This window comes from Mesorhizobium sp. AR07 (assembly GCF_024746815.1).
Classification (GTDB): domain Bacteria; phylum Pseudomonadota; class Alphaproteobacteria; order Rhizobiales; family Rhizobiaceae; genus Mesorhizobium.
The window spans coordinates 200,622-220,531 of sequence record NZ_CP080525.1; the positions used below are offsets into that span (position 1 = coordinate 200,622).

17 protein-coding genes are annotated in these 19,910 nt (G+C 63.4%); 11 read left to right on the forward strand and 6 right to left on the reverse strand.

All coding sequences use genetic code 11. From position 1 onward, the window contains the following. Positions 1-46 precede the first annotated feature (46 nt). Together BPNPMPFG_RS01085 and BPNPMPFG_RS01090 are read right to left on the reverse strand one after the other, a co-directional pair. Positions 47-562 carry a CAP domain-containing protein gene (locus BPNPMPFG_RS01085; protein ID WP_258592842.1) on the reverse strand — a complete coding sequence of 172 codons (516 nt, stop codon included), beginning with the start codon at positions 560-562 and terminating at the stop codon, positions 47-49. A gap of 153 nt (positions 563-715) precedes the next feature. Next, entirely contained in the window at positions 716-1,081 is a 366-nt protein-coding gene (locus tag BPNPMPFG_RS01090; protein ID WP_258592843.1) for a winged helix-turn-helix transcriptional regulator, read from the reverse strand. Between the two features lie 106 nt (positions 1,082-1,187). Here BPNPMPFG_RS01090 and BPNPMPFG_RS01095 point away from each other — a divergent pair, with 106 nt between their 5' ends. Both BPNPMPFG_RS01095 and BPNPMPFG_RS01100 read left to right on the forward strand, forming a co-directional pair. Next, positions 1,188-1,892 (forward strand): glutathione S-transferase family protein, encoded by a 705-nt coding sequence (locus tag BPNPMPFG_RS01095; RefSeq protein WP_258592844.1) that lies wholly within the window; start codon positions 1,188-1,190, stop codon positions 1,890-1,892. 214 nt (positions 1,893-2,106) lie between these two features. Further along, complete coding sequence (locus tag BPNPMPFG_RS01100; protein WP_258592845.1) at positions 2,107-2,931, forward strand: DUF2189 domain-containing protein; 825 nt, start codon at positions 2,107-2,109, stop codon at positions 2,929-2,931. 10 nt (positions 2,932-2,941) lie between these two features. Here the strand turns inward: BPNPMPFG_RS01100 and BPNPMPFG_RS01105 are convergent, their stop codons facing one another. Further along, positions 2,942-3,574: a LysE family translocator gene (locus BPNPMPFG_RS01105; RefSeq protein WP_258592846.1), complete on the reverse strand. Its 633-nt coding sequence runs from the start codon at positions 3,572-3,574 to the stop codon at positions 2,942-2,944. A gap of 454 nt (positions 3,575-4,028) precedes the next feature. Between BPNPMPFG_RS01105 and BPNPMPFG_RS01110 the strand changes: the two genes are divergently transcribed. After that, a complete protein-coding gene (locus BPNPMPFG_RS01110) occupies positions 4,029-4,601 on the forward strand; it encodes a hypothetical protein (RefSeq protein WP_258592847.1) in 573 nt (190 codons plus the stop codon). A 53-nt stretch (positions 4,602-4,654) separates the two neighbouring features. On the opposite strand, the gene BPNPMPFG_RS01115 is transcribed toward BPNPMPFG_RS01110, so the two are convergent. Further along, positions 4,655-6,640 carry a TadE/TadG family type IV pilus assembly protein gene (locus BPNPMPFG_RS01115; RefSeq protein ID WP_258592848.1) on the reverse strand — a complete coding sequence of 662 codons (1,986 nt, stop codon included), beginning with the start codon at positions 6,638-6,640 and terminating at the stop codon, positions 4,655-4,657. A 319-nt stretch (positions 6,641-6,959) separates the two neighbouring features. Here BPNPMPFG_RS01115 and BPNPMPFG_RS01120 point away from each other — a divergent pair, with 319 nt between their 5' ends. Together BPNPMPFG_RS01120 and BPNPMPFG_RS01125 are read left to right on the forward strand one after the other, a co-directional pair. Then, positions 6,960-7,820 (forward strand): TIGR01459 family HAD-type hydrolase, encoded by an 861-nt coding sequence (locus BPNPMPFG_RS01120; RefSeq protein ID WP_258592849.1) that lies wholly within the window; start codon positions 6,960-6,962, stop codon positions 7,818-7,820. Positions 7,821-7,826: 6 nt separating this feature from the next. After that, on the forward strand, positions 7,827-8,807 hold the full coding sequence (locus tag BPNPMPFG_RS01125) for a bifunctional riboflavin kinase/FAD synthetase (protein ID WP_258592850.1): 981 nt from the start codon (positions 7,827-7,829) through the stop codon (positions 8,805-8,807). Positions 8,808-8,833: 26 nt separating this feature from the next. Here BPNPMPFG_RS01125 and BPNPMPFG_RS01130 read toward each other — a convergent pair whose 3' ends face one another. Next, the gene (locus BPNPMPFG_RS01130) at positions 8,834-9,388 is read right to left on the reverse strand and encodes an HdeD family acid-resistance protein (protein ID WP_258592851.1); all 555 of its coding nucleotides are present in this window, start codon (positions 9,386-9,388) and stop codon (positions 8,834-8,836) included. Between the two features lie 222 nt (positions 9,389-9,610). Here BPNPMPFG_RS01130 and BPNPMPFG_RS01135 point away from each other — a divergent pair, with 222 nt between their 5' ends. The 3 genes from BPNPMPFG_RS01135 to BPNPMPFG_RS01145 all read left to right on the forward strand — a co-directional run bounded on the left by BPNPMPFG_RS01135 (position 9,611) and on the right by BPNPMPFG_RS01145 (position 14,692). Continuing rightward, complete coding sequence (locus BPNPMPFG_RS01135; RefSeq protein ID WP_258592852.1) at positions 9,611-10,390, forward strand: MipA/OmpV family protein; 780 nt, start codon at positions 9,611-9,613, stop codon at positions 10,388-10,390. Positions 10,391-10,822: 432 nt separating this feature from the next. Then, the gene (gene ileS / locus BPNPMPFG_RS01140) at positions 10,823-13,795 is read left to right on the forward strand and encodes an isoleucine--tRNA ligase (protein ID WP_258592853.1); all 2,973 of its coding nucleotides are present in this window, start codon (positions 10,823-10,825) and stop codon (positions 13,793-13,795) included. 216 nt (positions 13,796-14,011) lie between these two features. Then, positions 14,012-14,692: a hypothetical protein gene (locus tag BPNPMPFG_RS01145; protein ID WP_258592854.1), complete on the forward strand. Its 681-nt coding sequence runs from the start codon at positions 14,012-14,014 to the stop codon at positions 14,690-14,692. A 10-nt stretch (positions 14,693-14,702) separates the two neighbouring features. Here BPNPMPFG_RS01145 and BPNPMPFG_RS01150 read toward each other — a convergent pair whose 3' ends face one another. After that, positions 14,703-15,152, reverse strand: coding sequence for a nucleoside deaminase (locus BPNPMPFG_RS01150; RefSeq protein ID WP_258592855.1), 450 nt, complete (start codon positions 15,150-15,152; stop codon positions 14,703-14,705). 279 nt (positions 15,153-15,431) lie between these two features. On the opposite strand from BPNPMPFG_RS01150, the gene BPNPMPFG_RS01155 reads away from it, so the two are divergent. The 3 genes from BPNPMPFG_RS01155 to BPNPMPFG_RS01165 all read left to right on the forward strand — a co-directional run bounded on the left by BPNPMPFG_RS01155 (position 15,432) and on the right by BPNPMPFG_RS01165 (position 19,678). Further along, entirely contained in the window at positions 15,432-17,618 is a 2,187-nt protein-coding gene (locus BPNPMPFG_RS01155) for a pseudouridine synthase (protein ID WP_258592856.1), read from the forward strand. Then, positions 17,615-18,169 (forward strand): 16S rRNA (guanine(966)-N(2))-methyltransferase RsmD, encoded by a 555-nt coding sequence (rsmD, locus tag BPNPMPFG_RS01160; RefSeq protein WP_258592857.1) that lies wholly within the window; start codon positions 17,615-17,617, stop codon positions 18,167-18,169. Before BPNPMPFG_RS01155 ends, rsmD begins: the two co-directional genes overlap by 4 nt. A 120-nt stretch (positions 18,170-18,289) precedes the next feature. Next, positions 18,290-19,678, forward strand: coding sequence for a M16 family metallopeptidase (locus tag BPNPMPFG_RS01165; RefSeq protein ID WP_258592858.1), 1,389 nt, complete (start codon positions 18,290-18,292; stop codon positions 19,676-19,678). Positions 19,679-19,910 lie beyond the last annotated feature (232 nt).

Sequence of the window (19,910 nt, forward strand, 5' to 3'; positions counted from 1 at the left end):
CGCAGCTTGACGAAGAAGACAGCGGCCGACGGCGACACGCCTGCTCTTATTTCCCGAGCACAAGGCTCCAATAGCGCAGAGCGCTGTCGCGGCCGTCGCGCACATAGGCAAGGCCAAAGCGGGTGAAGCGCGGGTCGAGCATGTTGCGGCGATGGCCGGGCGAATTGACCCATATGTCGAACAGTTTCTGCTGGTCGAAGCGGCCCTCGGCGATGTTCTCGGCGGCCGCACCGGCGATGCGATTGTCCTTGGCGCGCGAAGCAAAGTCCTTGCCCCAGCCGGTGGTGTGGCTCATGCGACGGCGCTGCGCCATGTAGCCGGCCTGCTGCAGGGCGGCCTGCTCGAGCTGCGGGTCGGGAGCCAGCGGTGGGAGCCCCGCCGAAGCGCGGATGCTGGCCAGCGTGCCGGTGGCAGATGAGGAGACGCCGGCGCCTTCGCCGGTCGGCAGCGAAACGGTGCCGCAGGCGGCGAGCCCGGCGAGGGCCGCGAGGCCGATCAGCAGCATACGCCTGTTCGGTGCCTGGCGCGGTTCGACGGAATGGGAATGGGTGGCAGGGGTCATTCCTGTCTGAATAGTCGCGATCATGGCTTTTGACGGGCAAGCGGTGAAAATTACGCGAGAGCCCAATTACGTTGGTTTTCGCGAAATGCATCGCGCAGTGTTGAAGCGCCTTGGGCGGAGCCGCACGGTTCGGGCTGCCTGCGCATTGCCTGGCTAAGCTGCGGTGCCGAGATTCGTTTCCAACGCAGATGGAACTCGGCCCGCCCGGTCGCCTTCGGTCCGTTCCCACCAGGAGCCCAGCGCGTCGATGAGCGGCACAAGCTTGCGGCCCGGCGCAGTCAGCTCATAGTCGACGTGCAAGGGATAGCCCGAGCGTGCCGTTCGCCGCACGATTCCGGCGTCCTCCAGCTTGCGCAATTCCAGCGCCAGAATGCGGTGCGACACGGTTGGGTTGTCGCGCCTCAGGTCGCTGAACCGCTTGGTGCCGTCCTTGAGGTAGTAGAGCAGCAAGGTGGGCCAGCGACCGCTGAGCACACGCATTGTCTCTTCGATCGGGCAGCGTGAGACGACGTCTTTCATCGGTGAATCCTGGTTACAGAATTGTGCGTAATTTACTTGGGGCGACAAGCGGTTAGGGTCAAGTTTCGCTGCGCGGCGTGATCCCTTAAATCATGGAAGAAAACAAATGGAACCTATCCTCCTTTATGGCTTCCCGGCGGGAAGCTCGATGGGGCTCGTCGCCGCCTTTGAACGCGTCGGGCAACCCTACCGCCTGTGTCGTGTCGACATGCTCGCCGACATGAAGAACGACGCTTATGCCAGCATCAATGGCCGTCAGGAAACACCGGTTTTGATCACTGACGAAGGCACAGTGCTCACCGAAACCATGGCCATCGCGGCATGGCTCGAAGCCCGCGACACGCAACGTCGGATCAGCTACGACCCCCGCTCGCCGCAAGCCGACCGCATGCATCAGTTGATGGCCTTCGTGAACACCGGTTTCACCGCCGCCTTCAGCCCGCTGTGGGTGGCATTTGAGATGGCTGAGGCTGAACCGGCGCTGAAGGCGACGTTGCGCGACTTTGGCCGCAAGGCCGTTACCGAACGCCACGGCCGCCTTGAAGCGATGATCGGCGATACGGACTTTCTGGTCGGCGATAGGCTGACGCTGGCGGATGCCACGCTGATTGGTGTGGCGCGCTGGGCGGAATTCCACCAGGCGATCGATGGAGCTGCCTATCCCAAGCTGTCCGGGTTGCGCCGCCGCATAGAAGCCGATCCGGCCGTGCGATACGCGCTGGCTGTCGAGGACGGCGAAAAGCCGGCGGGTTCGGGCGCGTGCCTTGGTCATGTCCCGCTGGCCGAGGTGATCGATCGCTTCGCTGCTTAGCTTCTGTCAAGTGATCAGCCGCGCGGCGCCAATGTACAGGTGCCGCCCGGCGCCAAAGTCTGTTTCCATCCGGTGTAAAATTCGTCCAGAGATCACCCGGTCCATGGACTTGGCGACAACCGGCCCTAAATCGACTAGGATAACGCCTGTACGAGAAGTGGCAGCTAGGGCGGCCATCCAGGCGGTGACCGCCCCGACACACGGGAGGAAGGTTATGGCCGGCTTTCATGTCATGGCGGACGCACGCGGGATGCATGTGCAGCCCACGGTGCGTAGCATCACCACGGCGGATCTCGGGGATGCGCTGCGCCTCGGTTTCGAGGATTTCTGGGCAAAACCGTCGCATTACGTGTTCCTGTGCCTGATTTACCCCGTTGTCGGCCTGATCCTGACGCGATGGACCTCTGGCGCCAACGCCATCCAGCTCATCTATCCCCTGATGTCGGGGTTCGCTCTGGTCGGCCCGTTTGCCGCCATCGGCCTTTACGAGATCAGCCGCCGGCGGGAGCTCGGCATGAACACCTCCTGGCGGCATGCCCTCGACGTGCGCCGCTCGCCGGCGATCCCGTCGATCGTGGTGATCGGCATCATGCTGGTGGCGCTGTTCCTGTTGTGGCTCTACACCGCGCAGTCGATCTACACGGGCCTGTTCGGCGACCAGCCGCCGGCATCGATCGGCAGCTTTGTCCGCGAGGTGCTGACGACCGGCAAGGGCTGGACGCTGATCCTCGCCGGCAATGCCGCCGGTCTCGTCTTCGCCGTGGTTGTGCTCGCCACCACCGTGGTTGCCTTCCCGCTGCTGCTCGACCGCGATGTCGGCGTCGTTTCGGCCATCGAGACCTCGACGCGCGCCGTGATGACAAACCCGCTGCAGATGGCACTGTGGGGTTTGCTGGTCGCCGTGCTGCTGGTGATCGGCTCGATCCCGCTGTTTGCTGGGCTCGCCGTGGTCATGCCGGTGCTCGGCCATGCCACCTGGCACCTCTACCGCAAGGTGGTCGAGCCGGAGCGGGCGCAGCAAATCCGGCGACCGATGTAAGGAACCACTCTCAGCGTTGCGCTTCGGTCGCCATCTTCAGCGCCAATGCCGTCAGCACGGTGCCCATCATCAAGCGCTGGATGACCAGCCATAGCGGCCGGCCGGCGAGGAAGGCGGCTATCGAGCCCGCCGTCACCGCGATGATGGCATTGACGCTGAGGCTGATCGATATCTGCGTCGCCCCGAGCACCAGAAGCTGCGACAGGACATGGCCTTTGCCCGGGCTGATGAATTGCGGCAGCAGCGACAGATAGAGCACGGCCACCTTCGGATTGAGCAGATTGGTCATCAAGCCCATGGCGAACAGCTTGCGCGGCCGGTCCTTGGGGAGCTCGCGCACCTGGAACGGCGAGTGTCCGCCCGGCTTCACCGCCTGCCACGCCAGCCACAAGAGATAGAGCACACCGGCAAAGCGCAGCGCGTCATAGGCGAAGGGTACGGCAAGCAGCAGCGCGGTGATGCCGAATGCCGCCGCCAGCACATAGAAGACAAAGCCGAGCGCGACGCCACCAAGCGAGATCAGCCCGGCTTTCGGCCCTTGCGACAGGGAACGCGAGATCAGATAGATCATGTTCGGGCCTGGCGTCAGCACCATGCCGAGGCAGACCAGCGCGAAAGCGAGATGATTGGCGGTTTCGGGCATCTGTTCGTTTCCCAGCGCGCCGCGGTGGATGTGCGGAACCGAGTCGCCAACATCTGCCCGCACCGGCAGGCGCGCGCAAGAGCATGGTGGCGCCAGCCGTTGCGCCAGAAAAGCTGTCTTGGCTAAGGCATATCGCCCAAAAGCGACCTTGGTTTTGAGAACAGAGAAGCGATTAGACCATACTTAACAGACGCTGCTAGCCGTGCAAATATCCTCCTACAAAAAGGCAGGTCTTTAGACCTCCCTCCTCTATTTTTCCGCTCGCGAATGACGTTACAGGTAGAAATACGATGGCTGATAGCCAAGCCAATAACAGTATCAAGAAAACCAGGACCGTAAGAGTTTCTATGTGGAACGTTTCCTTATCGGACGCTGAATTTTGGTTCTCAATTTCGAGCTGGGTGCTCGTGATCTCCGCAATTGGTGTGGGGTTGGCCACATACGGCGTCACGTGATGGGCACTGCCAAAGAATATTTCGCTAACGAACGCATTGCGGAAAACGAGGCTGTCGCAGCACGGGCAAATGAGGCGGCAGCAAACGCAAATGCGAGAGCACTTGAGGCACAACTAGCTCTTGAGAGGTTCAAAGCGCCGCGCGCTCTTTCTAGTGAGCAGCAGCGCGATATCGCAAATAGGATGTCGAAATGGGCGGTGCTCGAAAAGTCAGGAGAGAAGCAATCCATCGCCGTTTTTTCGGTGAGCGATAGTATGGAATCGAAATGGTTAGCGAACCAGCTGGCTGAAATTTTGGGCCCCGACGGTGCTAAGTGTTCGATAAATCGGAATTCCGTGATGTATGGCGCATCGTATAATGTTCGCGGTGTCGGATTATTGATTAGTTCAAGCCCGCGGGGCGCAGCAGTAGCGACAGATTTGCTTAATTCTCTCACCGAAAATGGTATTTCTGCGTTCATAGTCCCGCAAAGACGTAGCGGCTGCGCTGAGATGAAAGGGGAGGAGGACAAAGACGATACCAATCCGTGGTGCTCGTCCATTTCGTTGATGGTCGGTGAAAAACCCTCATAATCGCGAACAAAGATCTGAGGTGCGTCGCCTGAATCCGTTTCGGCGCCCCTGGATCAGCTGACGATGCGCAGGTTCGACAATTCGTTGCCGATTTCCTTGAAATCATTCGACAAGGTAGCGCCGGTCGCATTCCAGAACAGTTTGGCAGGCTTGCTCGCGTCCGTCGGGTCCTTGCGGAAGCGCGAGTCCGACGAGCAGGATTTCAGCGCATCGATCGCCTGCTTGTCGCTGGCATTGGTGGTGGACAGGTCGAGCGCCACCGTCATCACCAGGATGTTGGCTGCCTTGGCGTTGTTGCAAAGCGTTGCCATCTGCTCATTGAGCGCGTTGGTGTAGTTGCCGTTCGAATAGTTGAACTGACCAATGGCGCTCGACGTGCCCATAAACAGGCGGCCGACCGAAGTGCTGTTGTAGCCGGGGTTGAGATAGCCGTAGGACGCATAGGTCGACTTCGAATCGGCGGGGTCGGAAAAGCCCAGCGACGACGGTGTGTAGTAGGTGTTGGCGCCGTCGGTCAGCACGATCACGACCTTGTCGTTGCCTCTGTCTGTTTCCGCGCGTCCTTGCGTGAACGGCTCGCCGCTCGACACAACCCGCCAGCCCCAGGCCATGCCCTCGGGAACATTGGTGCCGCCATTCGGCTGCATCAGGTCGATTGCGGCCTTGATCGCGGTGAGGCCATCGGCGACGCTGACATCGGTCAGCGGCGTAATCGCGGTGGTGGTGCAGCTGTAGTTCGGGCCATTTCCGGCCGGAAGCGCCGGCGCATCGATCGGCCGCGGCTGGAAGTATTTGGTCATGTTGCGCAACTGGGATTGGCCGGTCGAGCTCGAAGGGTCGTCGTTCCACCAGCTGTTCACGGCACCGTAGGTCTTCGGCGCGGCTTCGTTGGGATCCTGTGTGATCTTCCAATGGTTGCCGGGTTCGTCCGGGGCAAACATCGGCACGAACATCGTCGCCGGATCGCCGACACCTATGCCGGTGTTCGCCGAGCCGCCGGACGGCGCAGCGTCGTTGATATTGTAGGGATAGGGCCGGGCCTCGACGCAGCCTTGCCAACTGGCGAACGGACCATAGGAATCGATATAGTCATATTCATCGTGGCTGCTCTTGCAGGTGCTGTTCGAGTTGTATTGGTCGCACACCACACGCTTGCTGCTGGTGACGCGCTCATGGTTGGTGACGACCTTCATGTCGCGGTAGAGCGAAAACCGGGTCAGCATCTGGCCTTCGTCGGCACCCCATCCGGAGCCGCGCTTGTACCAGATGCCATTGGTCTGCTGGGCGTACTTACCGGCCGTGTTCAGCGTCGACCAGTCGAAGTTCTCGTTCGATACCGGCGACAGGCCTTCGGTGTCCATCCACGACGCGTTGCCGTTGCCTGGGCCGACATTGACCGAGGCGGCGAATGGCACGAGACCGAATTGCACCGGCTTGTCGACCTGCTTGATCATTGCCGCCTGCTGGGCCAGCGTGTCGACCAGCTGTTTGGCCGCATTCTTGAGGAGATCGATGCGCTTTTGCCCGGAGCCCGTTCCCGGCGTGGTCATCGATCCGGAATTGTCGAGCACCAGGGCGACTTCCAGAGTGTTCTTCAGCCGCACTTCCGAGGTGACGTCGAAGCTGATCTTCTGGTTCGCGGCGGCTTCGGATTTACCGATGAGCTGGCCGAAGACAGGATAGAAATAGGGCTTGTAGTCCAGCCGCGCGCTCATCTTGAGCAAGCCGCCGCCGCTGGTGTTGCTTGGCAAGGTGACGCTAAGCGTCGCGTTGGCGGGATTGACGTCGTTGAGGTTGGCGTTGAAGAAGTTGAGCGCGTAGGCTCTCAGCTGGTCGTCGGTCGCGCCTTCCGTCAGTCGGCGCGCCGTGGCGAAGTTGGCGGCGTCGAGCGCATTCGCCACCGCTTGCTTTTCACGGTTCATCTCGGTGAAGTCGACCGCCATCGCCAGGCCGCCGATCAGCGGCACCATCGCAACGATTGTCATAAGAGCATAGTTGCCGCGCCTGTCGCGGCAGAACCGACGCCAAAGTTCATGCATGTCTTGCAGCGGCCCCCGCCGACGGATTCTCGATCGACGCCAGCTTTTCACAAAACGCTGAAGGAGGGGTTTGGGAAACCGCTCGATTGCCTGGTCATCGCTTCACCAACCGCTAACCAATCCGGCGACCTCATTCGTCAACCGGCGTAGCCCCCTCGGGCTGGTGCGCATCTCGTATTGGCAAAATGCCGATCGGCTGACGATACGCAGCCGCCCGGGCGAAAGCTGGTGACAGGCCGGAGCGGTTCGGTTAATCCCAACCGGCTGCGGCGAACCGTCGGTCGTGGCACTTGCAATGAACATGACTGAAGGAAACGGCATGGCGGATTCGCCTGAAATCATCGGCTCGCTGGAAGACGTGTCGAAGGCCTATTCGGCAATCCTGTGCGACGTCTGGGGCGTTGTGCACAATGGCGAACGGCATTTTCCTGTCGCGGCTTCGGCGCTGGCGAGGGCTCGAGCGGCAGAAATCCCCGTCGTCCTGATCACCAATTCGCCGCGCAGAAGTGCCGATGTCGTGGCGCAGATGAACGCGATCGGCGTTCCACCATCAGCCTACGACCGTGTCGTCACGTCGGGCGACGTGACCCGCGACCTGATCGCCGAGGGTCCTCGAAAAATCTTCCATATCGGCGCCGACCGCGATTTCACGCTCTATGACGGTCTCGACGTCGAGCTTGTCGAGGAATTCGAGGCGTCGGGCGTCGTCTGTACCGGTCTGTTCGATGATGAGGTCGAGAAGCCTGAGGATTACACAGAGCTTCTGCGGCGACTGCGGGCCAGGAACCTGCCCTTCATCTGTGCAAATCCCGATATCGTGGTCGAGCGCGGCGAACGCATCATCTGGTGTGCCGGCGCGCTGGCACGCGATTATGCCCAGCTCGGCGGTCGTACGCTGATCGCCGGAAAACCTTACGCGCCGATCTATAAGCTGGCGATGAAGGAGGTTGCGGAGATTCTTGGCCGGCCTGTCGAGCGCGGCGAAGTGCTGGCCATCGGCGACGGCATGATGACCGATGTGAAGGGCGCCGCCGACAATGGTTTCGACGTTCTCTATGTCTCCGGCGGTATTCATGCCCGCGACTATGGCGACGCATCGCAGCCGGATCCGGCAAGGCTGGCGACGTTCCTGGAGAAGCACGGCTATCGTCCGGTGGCCGTCATTCCGAAACTGCGGTAGGTGACGATGCCAGCCTTCCAGCACATTTTGGCAACCGCGCCACTGCCCGCGCAATTGCGTGGCGGCGTGGTGGCGATCGGCAATTTCGATGGTGTCCATCGCGGCCATCAGGCGGTGCTCGAGCGCGCATTGGCGGAAGCCCAGCGGCGCGGTGCGCCAGCCCTGGTGCTGACATTCGAACCGCACCCGCGAAAAATCTTCAGGCCTGACATGCCGTTGTTCGTGCTGACGCCGCCGCCCATGAAGGCGCGGCTCCTGTCGCGGCTGGGTTTTGCCGCGCTCGTCGAGCAGCCGTTCACCCGCGATTTCGCCTCGCTGTCGGCAGAAGCATTCGTGACCGACGTGCTGGAGAAAAACCTTGGCATTACCTATGCCGTGACCGGGTTCGATTTTCATTTCGGCAAGGATCGTCAGGGTGGCCCTGCCTATCTGATGGCGGCCGGCGAGCGTCATGGTTTCGGCGTCACGCTTGTCGATGCCTTTCGTGACGAGGGCGCCGAGGTGGTGTCGTCGAGCCGCATCCGCGGCTTGCTCGGCGATGGCGCGGTGGCGGAGGCCGCCGGACTGCTTGGCTATCGTTTCACCGTCGAAAGCGAGGTGGTGGGCGGCCAGCAGCTCGGCCGCACGCTTGGCTTTCCAACCGCGAATATGCGGCTTTCCGCTGAAGCCGCGCTGAAGGAGGGCATCTATGCCGTCCGCTTTCGTCGCGCCGACGGCACGCTTCATGACGGTGTCGCCAGCTTCGGCCGTCGCCCGACCGTCGACGACGATGGCGCGCCGCTTCTGGAAACCTTCGTCTTCGATTTCTCCGGCGATCTCTACGGCGAGGTCTGCCAGGTTTCTTTCTTCGGTTTCCTGCGCCCGGAGGTGAAGTTCGAAGGGCTCGATGCGCTGGTGGCGCAGATGAAGCGTGACGAAGCCGAAGCACGCGCGCTGCTTGCCGGCGTCAAGCCGCTCTCCGACCTCGACGCAGCCATGACCTTTTAAAGTCTGTTGGTTTCCTGCGCGCTGCTCTACTTTTTCAGCGCCAGGCCGACGGCGATGAAGGTCCAGCCCTGGAAGATCAGGTCGATCGCGAGAAACAATCCGAGCACCCACAGGCTGTTGACCGGCCAGCCCATGGCGATGATCAGGCCGGCAAGCGCGCTGATGACACCGGCCGCGACGATCCAGCCCCAGCCGCGTTCCGGCCGGTGGCTGTAGCCGACCCAGGCCCTGAGCGCACCGGAAGCGACGAGCGCGATGGCCAGCAGGAACGTCAATACCGCCGAGGCAAGCAGCGGATTGTAGAAGGCGAAAAAACCGGCGACGGCATAGAGAAGTCCGCTGAGCAGCCAGTAGAAGAAGCGGCCCCAGGCCTTGACGCCGAACGCATGCACGATCTCGATGACGCCGGCCATCAGCATCAGCCACCCCACGACATAGACCGAAGCCACCGTGGCGACGAACAGATTGCCGAAGGCTATGCCGCCGAAGATGAGCAGCAGCACGCCGAGCGCGACAAACCATCCCCATTTTGTCCGTGTCTGTTCGATCGCGGTTTTCAAGGCGTTGCCATGCAGGGTCATTGTCGCGGTCTCCATCAAAGGCTGCGGGGTACTGCCAGATGGAGGTTAGTCCCGGTGCCGGCCAACGTCCAGCCGATGACCGACGGCGCGATCACGGCAATCCGCGATCGGATGTCTCGGGTTTAAATCAAATTTTACCAAACGGCCGTCAAAGCTGTCATCGGTAATAGTGTGCGTTGTGTTAGTGGAGTGGCCATGAGTCCGGTCGGGAAAATCTCTGTGATGTTGGCCGCTGCGGTGCTGGGTAGCGCGGGCGCCGCCAATGCGGGCGAGGGCAGCTGGCTGTCCGGCGACTGGTATCTGACCGTCGGCGCCACGGGCATGGTCGCGCCGAACTTCGATGGCGGCAAGAAGTACCTGCTCAGTGCCTCGCCGATCGTCTCTCTGGGCAAGGCCGGACCGGCGGCCCGCTTCACCTCGCGCAACGACAACATCTCATTGGCGCTGGTCGACGATGGCAGCGTTCGTGCCGGCCTGACCGGCAAGTTCCTGTTTTCCCGTGACGATGGCAACGCCGATGAATTGAAGGGCCTCGATCCGGTTCGCTGGGGCGGCGAGGTCGGCGGCTTCTTCGAATTCTATCCGACCGATTGGCTGCGCGCCCGCGCCGAACTGCGCCACGGCATTCGCGCGCACAACGGCTTTGTCGCCGATATCGCCGCCGACGCCTTTTATGACGTCACGCCAACTGTCCGGATTTCGGGCGGGCCGCGTGTTTCATTTGCCTCGGCCAACTATTTCGACGCCTATTACGGCGTCGACGCGCAGGAGGCCGTCGCCTCGGGGCTCAGCGAATATCATCCCGGTGGCGGCCTGAAATCGACCGGCCTCGGCGGCGCCATAACCTGGAAGGTGACGGAGCCGATGACCGCCAGCCTGTTTGGCGAATATTCGCGCCTGATGGGGCCTGCGGCCGATTCCAGCCTGGTCAGGGAGCGCGGCGACCGCAACCAGTTCATGATCGGCGTCTCGACCACCTATCGCTTCAACTTCACGATGTAAGAGACTGTTTGGTAATTCTACTCCGGCGGCCATCTAGCGGCGTTTTCTGCGCTTCCGGTGCTCATGGACCCAATGTCCACTGCGCTAAGGTTCTCAAAACCACCACCATATGACTCGCCGGAGCGAATTTCGAACAGTCTCTAAGTGAATCGAACGAGGCGCTTTATTCCTGCGCCTATCTCGGCTAAAAGCCCACCGATGACGAGCTTTTCGCGCCTTCACGCGCTGGCGATACGAATTACCGGCCCGGTGTTCCGGGCGGCCTGAGCGCCGCCGGAGCCGCCTGGAATCTTGCGCGCGGCCTCTCGCGCTTTTTCCAGATCATCAACGCATATCGCCCAAAAGTGGCTTCGGTTTTGGGAAAGCGATAGGCGTCAAGGCAAAGACTTCAACGCCGCAGGCCGTCTGGCCGGGCACGCACATGGCAGACCAATGACCGACGAAACGCCCAACAGTTTAACGATCGACTATTCCAAGACGCTTTATCTGCCGCAGACGGATTTTCCGATGCGCGCCGGCTTGCCCGAAAAGGAGCCGCTGCTGGTCCAGCGCTGGCAGGATATGGACCTCTACCGCAAGCTGCGCGAAAGCGCTGCCGGCCGCACGAAATACGTGCTGCATGACGGCCCGCCCTACGCCAACGGCAACATCCATATCGGCCATGCCCTAAACAAGATCCTCAAGGACGTCATCACCCGCTCGTTCCAGATGCGCGGCTACGACTCGAACTACGTGCCTGGCTGGGACTGCCATGGCCTGCCGATCGAATGGAAGATCGAGGAGCAGTACCGCGCCAAGGGCAAGAACAAGGACGAGGTTCCGGTCAACGAGTTCCGCCAGGAATGCCGCGAGTTCGCCGCGCACTGGATCACCGTGCAGGGCGGCGAGTTCCAGCGGCTCGGCGTCGTCGGAGACTTCAAGAACCCCTACACGACGATGGCTTTCCATGCCGAGGCACGCATTGCTGGCGAACTGCTGAAGTTCGCCATGTCGGGCCAGCTCTATCGCGGCTCCAAGCCGGTGATGTGGAGCGTCGTCGAGCGTACCGCACTGGCCGAGGCCGAGGTCGAGTACCAGGACTATGAGTCCGACACGATTTGGGTGAAGTTTCCGGTCGTCAGCCTGGTCCGGCCCGTCGATGATGGCGAGACCAAACTGACGGAGGGAGCGCTCGATCTGCTGCAGGCGCACGTCGTCATCTGGACGACGACGCCCTGGACGATCCCTGGCAATCGCGCCGTCAACTACTCGCCACGCATCGGCTATGGCCTCTACGAGGTGACAGTGGCCGAGAACGCGTTCGGCCCGCAGCCGGGCGAAAAGCTGATCTTCGCCGACGCGCTGGCCGAGGAATCCTCTGTCAAGGCCAAGGTCACCTTGAACCGGCTTCGCGATGTTTCGGCGCAAGAGCTTGGAAGTCTTACGCTTTCGCATCCGTTCAAGGGCTTTGGCGGCGGCTACGAATTTCCCGTGCCAATGCTTGCCGGCGACCATGTCACCGACGATGCCGGCACCGGCTTCGTCCACACCGCGCCCGGCCACGGCCGCGAGGACTTTGACGCCTGGATGGACGCAGCAGTGGATCTGCGCGCCCGCGGCATCGACAGCGCCATCCCGTTCACCGTCGACGATGGCGGCTTCTTCACCAAGGACGCGCCGGGCTTCGGCCCGGACCGCGAGGGCGGGGCCGCACGCGTCATCGACGACAATGGCAAGAAGGGCAATGCCAACCAGGCGGTCATCGACGAACTGATCAAGCGCAATGCGCTGTTCGCGCGCGGCCGGCTGAAGCACAGCTACCCGCATTCCTGGCGGTCGAAGAAGCCAATCATCTTCCGCAACACGCCGCAGTGGTTCGTCTATATGGACAAGGACCTCGGCGACGGCTCGACGCTGCGCAGCCGCGCGCTGAAAGCGATCGACGATACCCGTTTCGTGCCCGCCGCCGGCCAGAACCGCATCCGCGCCATGATCGAGGAGCGCCCCGACTGGGTGCTGTCGCGCCAGCGCGCCTGGGGTGTGCCGATCGCCGTATTCGCCGACGCCGACGGCAATGTGCTGAAGGACGAGGCGGTCAACCAGCGCATCATGGACGCCTTCGAGAAGGAGGGTGCCGACGCCTGGTTCGCCGCCGGCGCCAAGGAGCGTTTCCTCGGCAATCACGATGCTTCGAAATGGAAGCAGGTGATGGACATCCTCGACGTCTGGTTCGATTCGGGCTCGACGCACGCCTTCACGCTGGAGGATCGCCCGGATCTGAAATGGCCGGCCGACGTCTATCTGGAAGGCTCCGACCAGCATCGCGGCTGGTTCCATTCCTCGCTGCTGGAAAGCTGTGGCACCAGGGGCAGGGCGCCTTACGACACTGTCGTCACCCATGGCTTCACCATGGACGAGGATGGGCGCAAGATGTCGAAGTCGCTCGGCAACACGGTCGTGCCGCAGGATGTCATCAAGCAGTCGGGCGCCGATATCCTGCGTCTGTGGGTGGTGACCACCGACTACTGGGAAGACCAGCGGCTCGGCAAGAACGTGCTGCAGACCAACATCGACGCCTACCGCAAGCTGCGCAACACCATCCGCTGGATGCTGGGCACGCTTGCCCACGACGATGGCGAAGAGGTGCCGCTGGACAAAATGCCGGAGCTGGAGCGGCTGATGCTGCACCGGCTGGCCGAGCTGGATGAAGTCGTGCGCTCGGGCTACGACGCCTTCGAGTTCAAGCGCATCACCCGCACGCTGCTCGACTTCATGGTTGTCGAACTGTCGGCCTTCTACTTCGACATCCGCAAGGACGCGCTCTACTGCGACGCACCGTCGAGCGTGAAACGCAAGGCCTCGGTACAGGTGGTGCGCCATCTCTTCGACTGTCTGGTGAAATGGCTGGCGCCGATGCTGCCCTTCACCATGGAAGAGGCCTGGCTCGACCGCCATCCGGACGCCGTCTCGGTGCATCTCGACCAGTTCCCGCAGATACCGGTGGACTGGAAGAACGAGGCGCTGGCGGAAAAGTGGCGCAAGGTGCGGCAGGTGCGCCGTGTCGTCACCGGCGCGCTGGAGATCGCGCGCGCCCAGAGGGTGATCGGTTCGTCGCTGGAAGCCGTGCCGGTCGTCACCATCGACGATGCGGCGCTCGAGGCGGCGATATCGGATGTCGACATGGCCGAGATGGCGATCACCAGCGAACTGGTAATCGTGCATGGGCAGGCGCCGGCAGGCGCCTTCACGCTCGACGACGTCAGGGGCGTCGCCGTGGTGGTCGAGAAGGCGCAGGACCGCGGCCTGGTGAAATGCGCACGGTCCTGGCGCTACACCGCCGATGTCGGGCAGGACGCTGCGTTTCCTGATGTTTCGGCGCGCGATGCGGCGGTGCTGCACGAGTTGAAGGCGCTTGGCCGGCTTTGATTGGCCGGCCGATCGGAAAGGCTCTATCGGTGCACAAATGCCACGCTGGGCGGGTGAAAACCGCCCACGCGTTGCCCTTAACGAGTGGTTGAGGTAAACACGCGAAACTCCGGAAGACAAATTGTCGCCGGATTTCCGTCGCAAGTGCTTGGACGATGGGGACCGGACATCAGGCCGGTGGCAATCGAGAGGCTGTCTAGAGTGGGACTTTTTGGCATGACCGAGAGATATAACGCGCGCCTTGCGCTGCTGGCGCCGCTTGTCGCATCGGGCCTGGCTCTGTCCGGCTGCATGGGCTCTCCGACCTACGGCACCGACAAGACCGCCGGCGCACAGCTGGCCGGCGATATTTCCAGCGCCTTTTCGTTTGCGCCGAAGCACAAGGACCAGATCGACTACAAGCCGCGTCCGACGCTGGTGAAGCCGGCGCCAGGCCAGAAGGACGCGCTGCCGGCGCCGCAGGACAGCATCGAGACGGCGAGCGCCGAATGGCCCGAATCGCCAGAGCAGCGCCGCGCCCGCCTGCGCGCCGACGCCACCGCCCATCAGAACGATCCGGCTTATCAGTCGGAGATCGTCAACGACGTCCAGACCGACCCCGAAGCGGTAAAAAAGATGCTGGCGGAGTCGGGTTCGGGCCATCCGCCGCGCTGGACTCCAGCCGATTCCGACAAGGGCCGCGCCGCCGAGATCCAGCGCCGCCTTGCCGAAAGCAAGCAGGGCGACCCGAACACCCGCAAATATCTGAGCGAACCGCCAGTGCAGTATCGTGTCGCGGCAAGCACCGCGCCGCAAGATCAGCTTGGCGAGGACGAGTACAAGAAGGAACGCCGCCTGAAGAAAGAGGCGGAAGGCAAGAAGGGCAGCGGCTGGTTCGACTGGCTGCCGTCGCTGTAAAACGCGCGGTTCAGCCGCGCCGCTCGCGGAAAAATTCCTTCAGCAGCAGGGCCGCTTCGGTCTCGCCCATGCCCGGGTAGATATCCGGCGTGTGGTGGCAGGTTGGCGAGGCGAAGAAGCGCACGCCGTTGACCACCGCGCCGCCCTTGTCGTCGGTCGCGCCGAAATAGAGCCGGCGCAGCCGGGCGAAGGAAATGGCGCCCGCGCACATGGCGCAAGGCTCCAGCGTTACATAGAGATCATGGCCGGTGAGCCGCTCGCTCGAGAGTTTGCGGCAGGCTTCGCGGATGACCAGCATCTCGGCATGCGCCGTCGGGTCGGCAAGCTCGCGTGTGCGGTTGCCGGCGCTGGCGACAATGCCATCGCCGCTGGCGATGACGGCGCCGACCGGCACTTCGCCGCGCTGCGCCGCAGCTTCCGCCTCTTTCAGCGCCAGCGCCATGAAATCCGGCTGCTTCACGCGATTTCCATTCCGATTGTCTCCTCGCCACTCTGGAGCAAGTCCGTTTCAGGATGAACCGCACTTGCTCCAGGCTTTTGGTTTTCGTTTGTCCTTTGGGAAAAACCGGTCTCCACTTTTCCCTGACAAACTCTGGTGATCCTGTTATTGAGCGCATGACCTCGAAAATCGGACTCGGCTTTCGAGAATGATCATGCGCCAAATCAAAAGTGCTACAGCGTTCGTTGCGCGCCCAAAAGGATGCGCCACGCTGTAGCAGCGCAAACGGGCAAAGGCCACATGGACGACAACGACAAGAAATTCCGACCCAAGAAGGGTCCGGTCAAAAGCGGCTCGAACGCCGCGGGACCGCGCAGCCGTGACGGCGCCGCCGGCAAAGGCGGCAAGCCGTCCTTTGGCGCCAAGAAACCCTACGCACCACGCGGCGACGGGCCGATGGCCGCCGAAGGCGAGCGGCCGAAGCGCGACTTCAAGGGCGGCGACAAGCCATTCAGCAAGGGGCCGCGTCCCGAAGGCAAGCCATTTGAAAAGCGCGAAGGGCCGCGTAAACCCTATGCGCCGCGCGGTGACCGCCCAATGGCGGCCGAAGGCGAGCGCAAGCCGTATGAAAAGCGCGAAGGACCGCGCAAACCCTATGCGCCGCGCGGTGACCGCCCAATGACGGCCGAAGGCGAGCGCAAGCCGTATGAAAAGCGTGAAGGACCGCGCAAGCCCTACGCGCCGCGTGGCGACCGTCCGGTGGCCGCCGAAGGCGAGCGCAAGCCGTATGAAAAGCGCGAAGGACCGCGCAAGCCTTATGCGCCGCGTGGGGATCGCCCGGTAGCGGCCGAAGGCGAGCGCAAGCCGTATGAAAAGCGCGAAGGACCGCGCAAGCCCTACGCACCGCGCGGCGACCGTCCGGTGGCGGCGGCAGCGGAGGGCGAAAAGCGTTTCGACCGTCCCAAGCGTGATTTTGGCGATCGTGCGCCGCGAGACGCCGGCGATCGTCCGAAGCGTGACTTCGCTGACCGCCCGAAGCGTGACTTCGGCGGCGACCGTCCCAAGCGCGACTTTGGCGATCGGCCGCAAGGGGCATCGGGCGCTGGTTTCAAGCCGCGTCCGCGTTCCCCGGACGTGCCGGAAGAGGCAGGCGAACGCATCGCCAAGCGGCTGGCGCGTGCCGGCCTCGCCTCACGCCGCGATGCCGAGGAGCTGATCGCTGCCGGCCGCGTCAAGGTCAATGGCCGCGCGCTGACCTCGCCGGCCTTCAATGTGATGCCCGACGACATCATCCATCTCGACGGCATGGAAATCCCGCCGATCGAACGCACGCGCCTGTTCCTGTTCCACAAGCCGGCCGGCGTCGTCACCACCAACCGCGATCCCGAGGGCCGCAAGACCGTCTTCGACGTGCTGCCGGCTGAATTGCCGCGGCTGATGACCATCGGCCGGCTCGACATCAACACCGAAGGCCTGCTGCTGCTCACCAATGATGGCGGCCTGTCGCGCGTGCTCGAACTGCCGGCCACCGGCTGGCTGCGCCGCTACCGGGTGCGCGTGCATGGCAAGGTCGAGGAAAGCGCGCTCGCCGGCCTGCGTGAAGGCATTGCCGTCGACGGCGTCTTCTACGGCGCCATCGAAGCGACGCTCGACCGCGAGCAGGGCACCAATGCCTGGCTGACGATCGGCCTGCGCGAGGGCAAGAACCGCGAAGTCAGGAACATCCTCGGTTCGCTCGGTCTCGATGTGACGCGGCTGATCCGCATCTCCTACGGGCCGTTCCAGCTCGACGACCTCGCCGAGGGCCATGTGCTGGAGATCAAGGGCAGGGTGCTGCGCGACCAGCTTGGCGAGCGCCTGGTCGAGGAATCCGGCGCCAATTTCGATGCCGAGATATCAAAGCCGTTTTCCAACAAGCCGGTGCGGCGCACCGAAATCCGCGAGCCGGAGCCGGAACGGCCGAAGTTCACCCGTGACGGCGAGCGCCGGCCGATCGGCGAGGGCGGACTGATCAAGAACCGCAAGCGCCGCGAAGGCAGCCGCGACGAAGCACTGGGCAAGCTGTCGACCAGTCCCGACAGGGGCTCCGCGCCGGAAAAGAGCTTTGGCGAGCGCGGCCCGCGGCCCGAACGCAGCTTCGGCGACAAGCCCCGTGGCGGCTTCGGCGACAAGCCGCGTGGCGGTTTTGGCGACAAGCCTCGTGGCGGTGGCAAGAAGTCCGAGCGCGAGCAGCGGCCGATCGAGCCGCCCGGCCAGCGCAAAGCCAATGTCTGGATGGCGCCCGGCGCGCGGCCGATCGGCAAGGGCAGGGCAGAAGCGGACGCCGCCAAGGCGGCCGAGGCCAAGGCGCGCAAGGCGTCGTTCAAGCCGTCTTATGGCAAACCGGCCGGCGCAAAGCCGTTCGGCAAGCCGCGTGGCGAGCGTCCGGGCGGCGCCGGTGGCGGTGAGCGGCCGCGCGGCGGCCCCAAAGGCCCCAGAACGAGATGAGAATTGTCGGTGGTGAGTTTCGCGGGCGTCCGCTGGCGACGCCCCGCACCAGCGCCATTCGTCCGACGACCGATCGCACACGCGAGGCCGTCTTCAACGTGCTGGCGCATCGCTTCGCGGAGCAACTGGACGGCGCGCGCGTGCTCGACCTGTTCGCCGGCACTGGTGCGCTCGGCCTCGAAGCCCTGTCGCGCGGTGCGTCTTACAGCGTCTTCATCGAGGAATCGGCGGAGGGCCGGGGCCTGATCCGCGACAACGTCGAGGCGTTCGGTCTGACCGGCCGCACCAAGATTTTTCGTCGCGATGCGACCGGCCTTGGCGAGGCCGGCACGCTGGCGCCGTTCGGCCTCGTCTTCGCCGACCCACCCTACGGCAAGGGCCTTGGCGAGCGCGCTCTGCAGTCCGCCAAGGCCGGCGGCTGGCTTCGCCCCGGCGCGCTGTGCGTGGTCGAGGAGGCGGCAGTGGCTCCCTTCGAGCCAGGCCCCGGCTTTTCCGTGCTTGACGAGCGCAACTATGGCGAGACGGTGATCCGCTTCATCGAGGCCGCCTGATACGCCTTGCACCCATGGCCGGCCTCTTTGCCGCCGCCTTTGCCGGCAACATGACCAACAATTCACTTTGCTTGTCGCCAGCACCATGCCTATCGTCCTGCCAGGAAATCGGAGCCATTGATGACAACTAAGGCTGAATGGCTGCGCGGACCGCTGCTGGCGACATCGCTGGCTTTCGCTATGACCGGCCCGGTGCTGGCCGACAGCCCCGTGTCGCCCAACACGAAGCCGGCCGCGTTCAAGGTGACGGATTTCCTGCTCGACAACGGCATGGAGGTCGTCGTCATCCCCGACCACCGCGCGCCGATCGTCACCCATATGGTGTGGTACAAGATCGGCAGCGCCGACGAGCCGCCGGGCAAGTCCGGCATCGCCCATTTCTTCGAACATCTGATGTTCAAGGCGACGACCCATCATGCGGCCGGCGAGTTCGACCGCGCCGTCTCCGACATAGGCGGCTCCAACAACGCCTTCACCTCCTACGACTACACCGCCTTCCACGAGACCGTGGCGCCATCGGCGCTCGAGCTGATGATGAGCTTCGAGGCCGACCGCATGCGCAACCTCATCCTCACCGACGATGTCATCAAGACCGAGCGCGACGTCATCCTCGAGGAGCGCCGCTCGCGCATCGACAACAATCCGCAAGCCGTGCTGGACGAGGAAGTCGACGCCACGCTGTGGCAGAATCAGCCCTACCGCATCCCAGTCATCGGCTGGATGCAGGAGATGCAGCAGCTGAACCGCACCGACGCCACCGCCTTCTATGACAAATACTATCGGCCCAACAACGCCGTGCTGATCGTCGCCGGCGATGTCGAGCCGGACAGGGTGAGGGCGCTGGCCGAAAAGACCTTCGGCAAGGTGCCGCGCGGTCCTGATCTGCCGCCGCGCATCCGCCCGGTCGAGCCGGAGCAGAACACCAAGCGCACGGTCACGCTCGCCGATGCCCGCGTCAGCGTGCCGAGCTTTTCCACGCAATGGGTGGTGCCGTCCTATCATTCCGGCAAGCCGGGCGAGGCCGAAGCGCTCGACCTGCTGGCGGAGATCCTTGGCGGCGGCAACCGCAGCCGGCTCTACCAGGCGCTCGTCGTCCAGCAAGGCATCGCGTCCAGCGCCGGCGCCTACTTCCAGGGCGCCATGCTCGACGACACCAATTTCACCGTCTATGGCTCCCCGCGCGGCGATGCCAAGCTCGCCGACGTCGAAGCGGCGGTCGATGCCGAGGTGGCGCGTATCGCCAAGGACGGCGTCACATCGGCGGAGCTGGAAAAGGCCAAGGACCGCTATGTGCGCTCGATGATCTTTGCCCGCGACAAGCAGGATTCCATGGCCAACATCTACGGCTCCACGCTTGCCACCGGCGGCAATGTGCAGGACGTCCAGCAATGGCCGGACCGCATCCGCAAGGTCACGACAGACGAGGTCAAGGCCGTCGCCGCGCGCTACCTGGTGCTCGCCCGGTCGACGACCGGCTATTTGCTGCCGCAGCAACAGGCGGGGAATTGATTTGACCGAGCATCTCACCCTCACGCGCGCAGGGCAGCCGGTTCGGCTGCCGGCTGCGTACCAGGCCCGTTCCGGGCACCATCCTTCGCTCATTACAGATGCCGGCTCCGCCCCTCACCTGCCTGCCGGCATCCTCTCCCCGTATAGCGGCGGGGAGAGGGGCGCCATCATCAATGGTTTCGCCAATCACCAAGGTTGGAAGAATGGGGCCGAGACCGCGGCCAGCCCCCTT

Excerpts from the sequence above, each read along its gene's own strand:
- BPNPMPFG_RS01095 (WP_258592844.1), top strand. The coding sequence starts at position 1,188 with ATGGAACCTATCCTCCTTTATGGCTTCCCGGCGGGAAGCTCGATGGGG.
- BPNPMPFG_RS01130 (WP_258592851.1), bottom strand. The coding sequence starts at position 9,388 with ATGACCCTGCATGGCAACGCCTTGAAAACCGCGATCGAACAGACACGG.
- BPNPMPFG_RS01105 (WP_258592846.1), bottom strand. The coding sequence starts at position 3,574 with ATGCCCGAAACCGCCAATCATCTCGCTTTCGCGCTGGTCTGCCTCGGC.
- BPNPMPFG_RS01155 (WP_258592856.1), top strand. The coding sequence starts at position 15,432 with ATGGACGACAACGACAAGAAATTCCGACCCAAGAAGGGTCCGGTCAAA.
- BPNPMPFG_RS01165 (WP_258592858.1), top strand. The coding sequence starts at position 18,290 with ATGACAACTAAGGCTGAATGGCTGCGCGGACCGCTGCTGGCGACATCG.
- BPNPMPFG_RS01120 (WP_258592849.1), top strand. The coding sequence starts at position 6,960 with ATGGCGGATTCGCCTGAAATCATCGGCTCGCTGGAAGACGTGTCGAAG.
- BPNPMPFG_RS01100 (WP_258592845.1), top strand. The coding sequence starts at position 2,107 with ATGGCCGGCTTTCATGTCATGGCGGACGCACGCGGGATGCATGTGCAG.
- BPNPMPFG_RS01115 (WP_258592848.1), bottom strand. The coding sequence starts at position 6,640 with ATGCATGAACTTTGGCGTCGGTTCTGCCGCGACAGGCGCGGCAACTAT.
- BPNPMPFG_RS01135 (WP_258592852.1), top strand. The coding sequence starts at position 9,611 with ATGTTGGCCGCTGCGGTGCTGGGTAGCGCGGGCGCCGCCAATGCGGGC.
- BPNPMPFG_RS01145 (WP_258592854.1), top strand. The coding sequence starts at position 14,012 with ATGACCGAGAGATATAACGCGCGCCTTGCGCTGCTGGCGCCGCTTGTC.
- BPNPMPFG_RS01090 (WP_258592843.1), bottom strand. The coding sequence starts at position 1,081 with ATGAAAGACGTCGTCTCACGCTGCCCGATCGAAGAGACAATGCGTGTG.
- ileS (WP_258592853.1), top strand. The coding sequence starts at position 10,823 with ATGACCGACGAAACGCCCAACAGTTTAACGATCGACTATTCCAAGACG.
- BPNPMPFG_RS01125 (WP_258592850.1), top strand. The coding sequence starts at position 7,827 with ATGCCAGCCTTCCAGCACATTTTGGCAACCGCGCCACTGCCCGCGCAA.
- BPNPMPFG_RS01110 (WP_258592847.1), top strand. The coding sequence starts at position 4,029 with ATGGGCACTGCCAAAGAATATTTCGCTAACGAACGCATTGCGGAAAAC.
- BPNPMPFG_RS01085 (WP_258592842.1), bottom strand. The coding sequence starts at position 562 with ATGACCCCTGCCACCCATTCCCATTCCGTCGAACCGCGCCAGGCACCG.
- rsmD (WP_258592857.1), top strand. The coding sequence starts at position 17,615 with ATGAGAATTGTCGGTGGTGAGTTTCGCGGGCGTCCGCTGGCGACGCCC.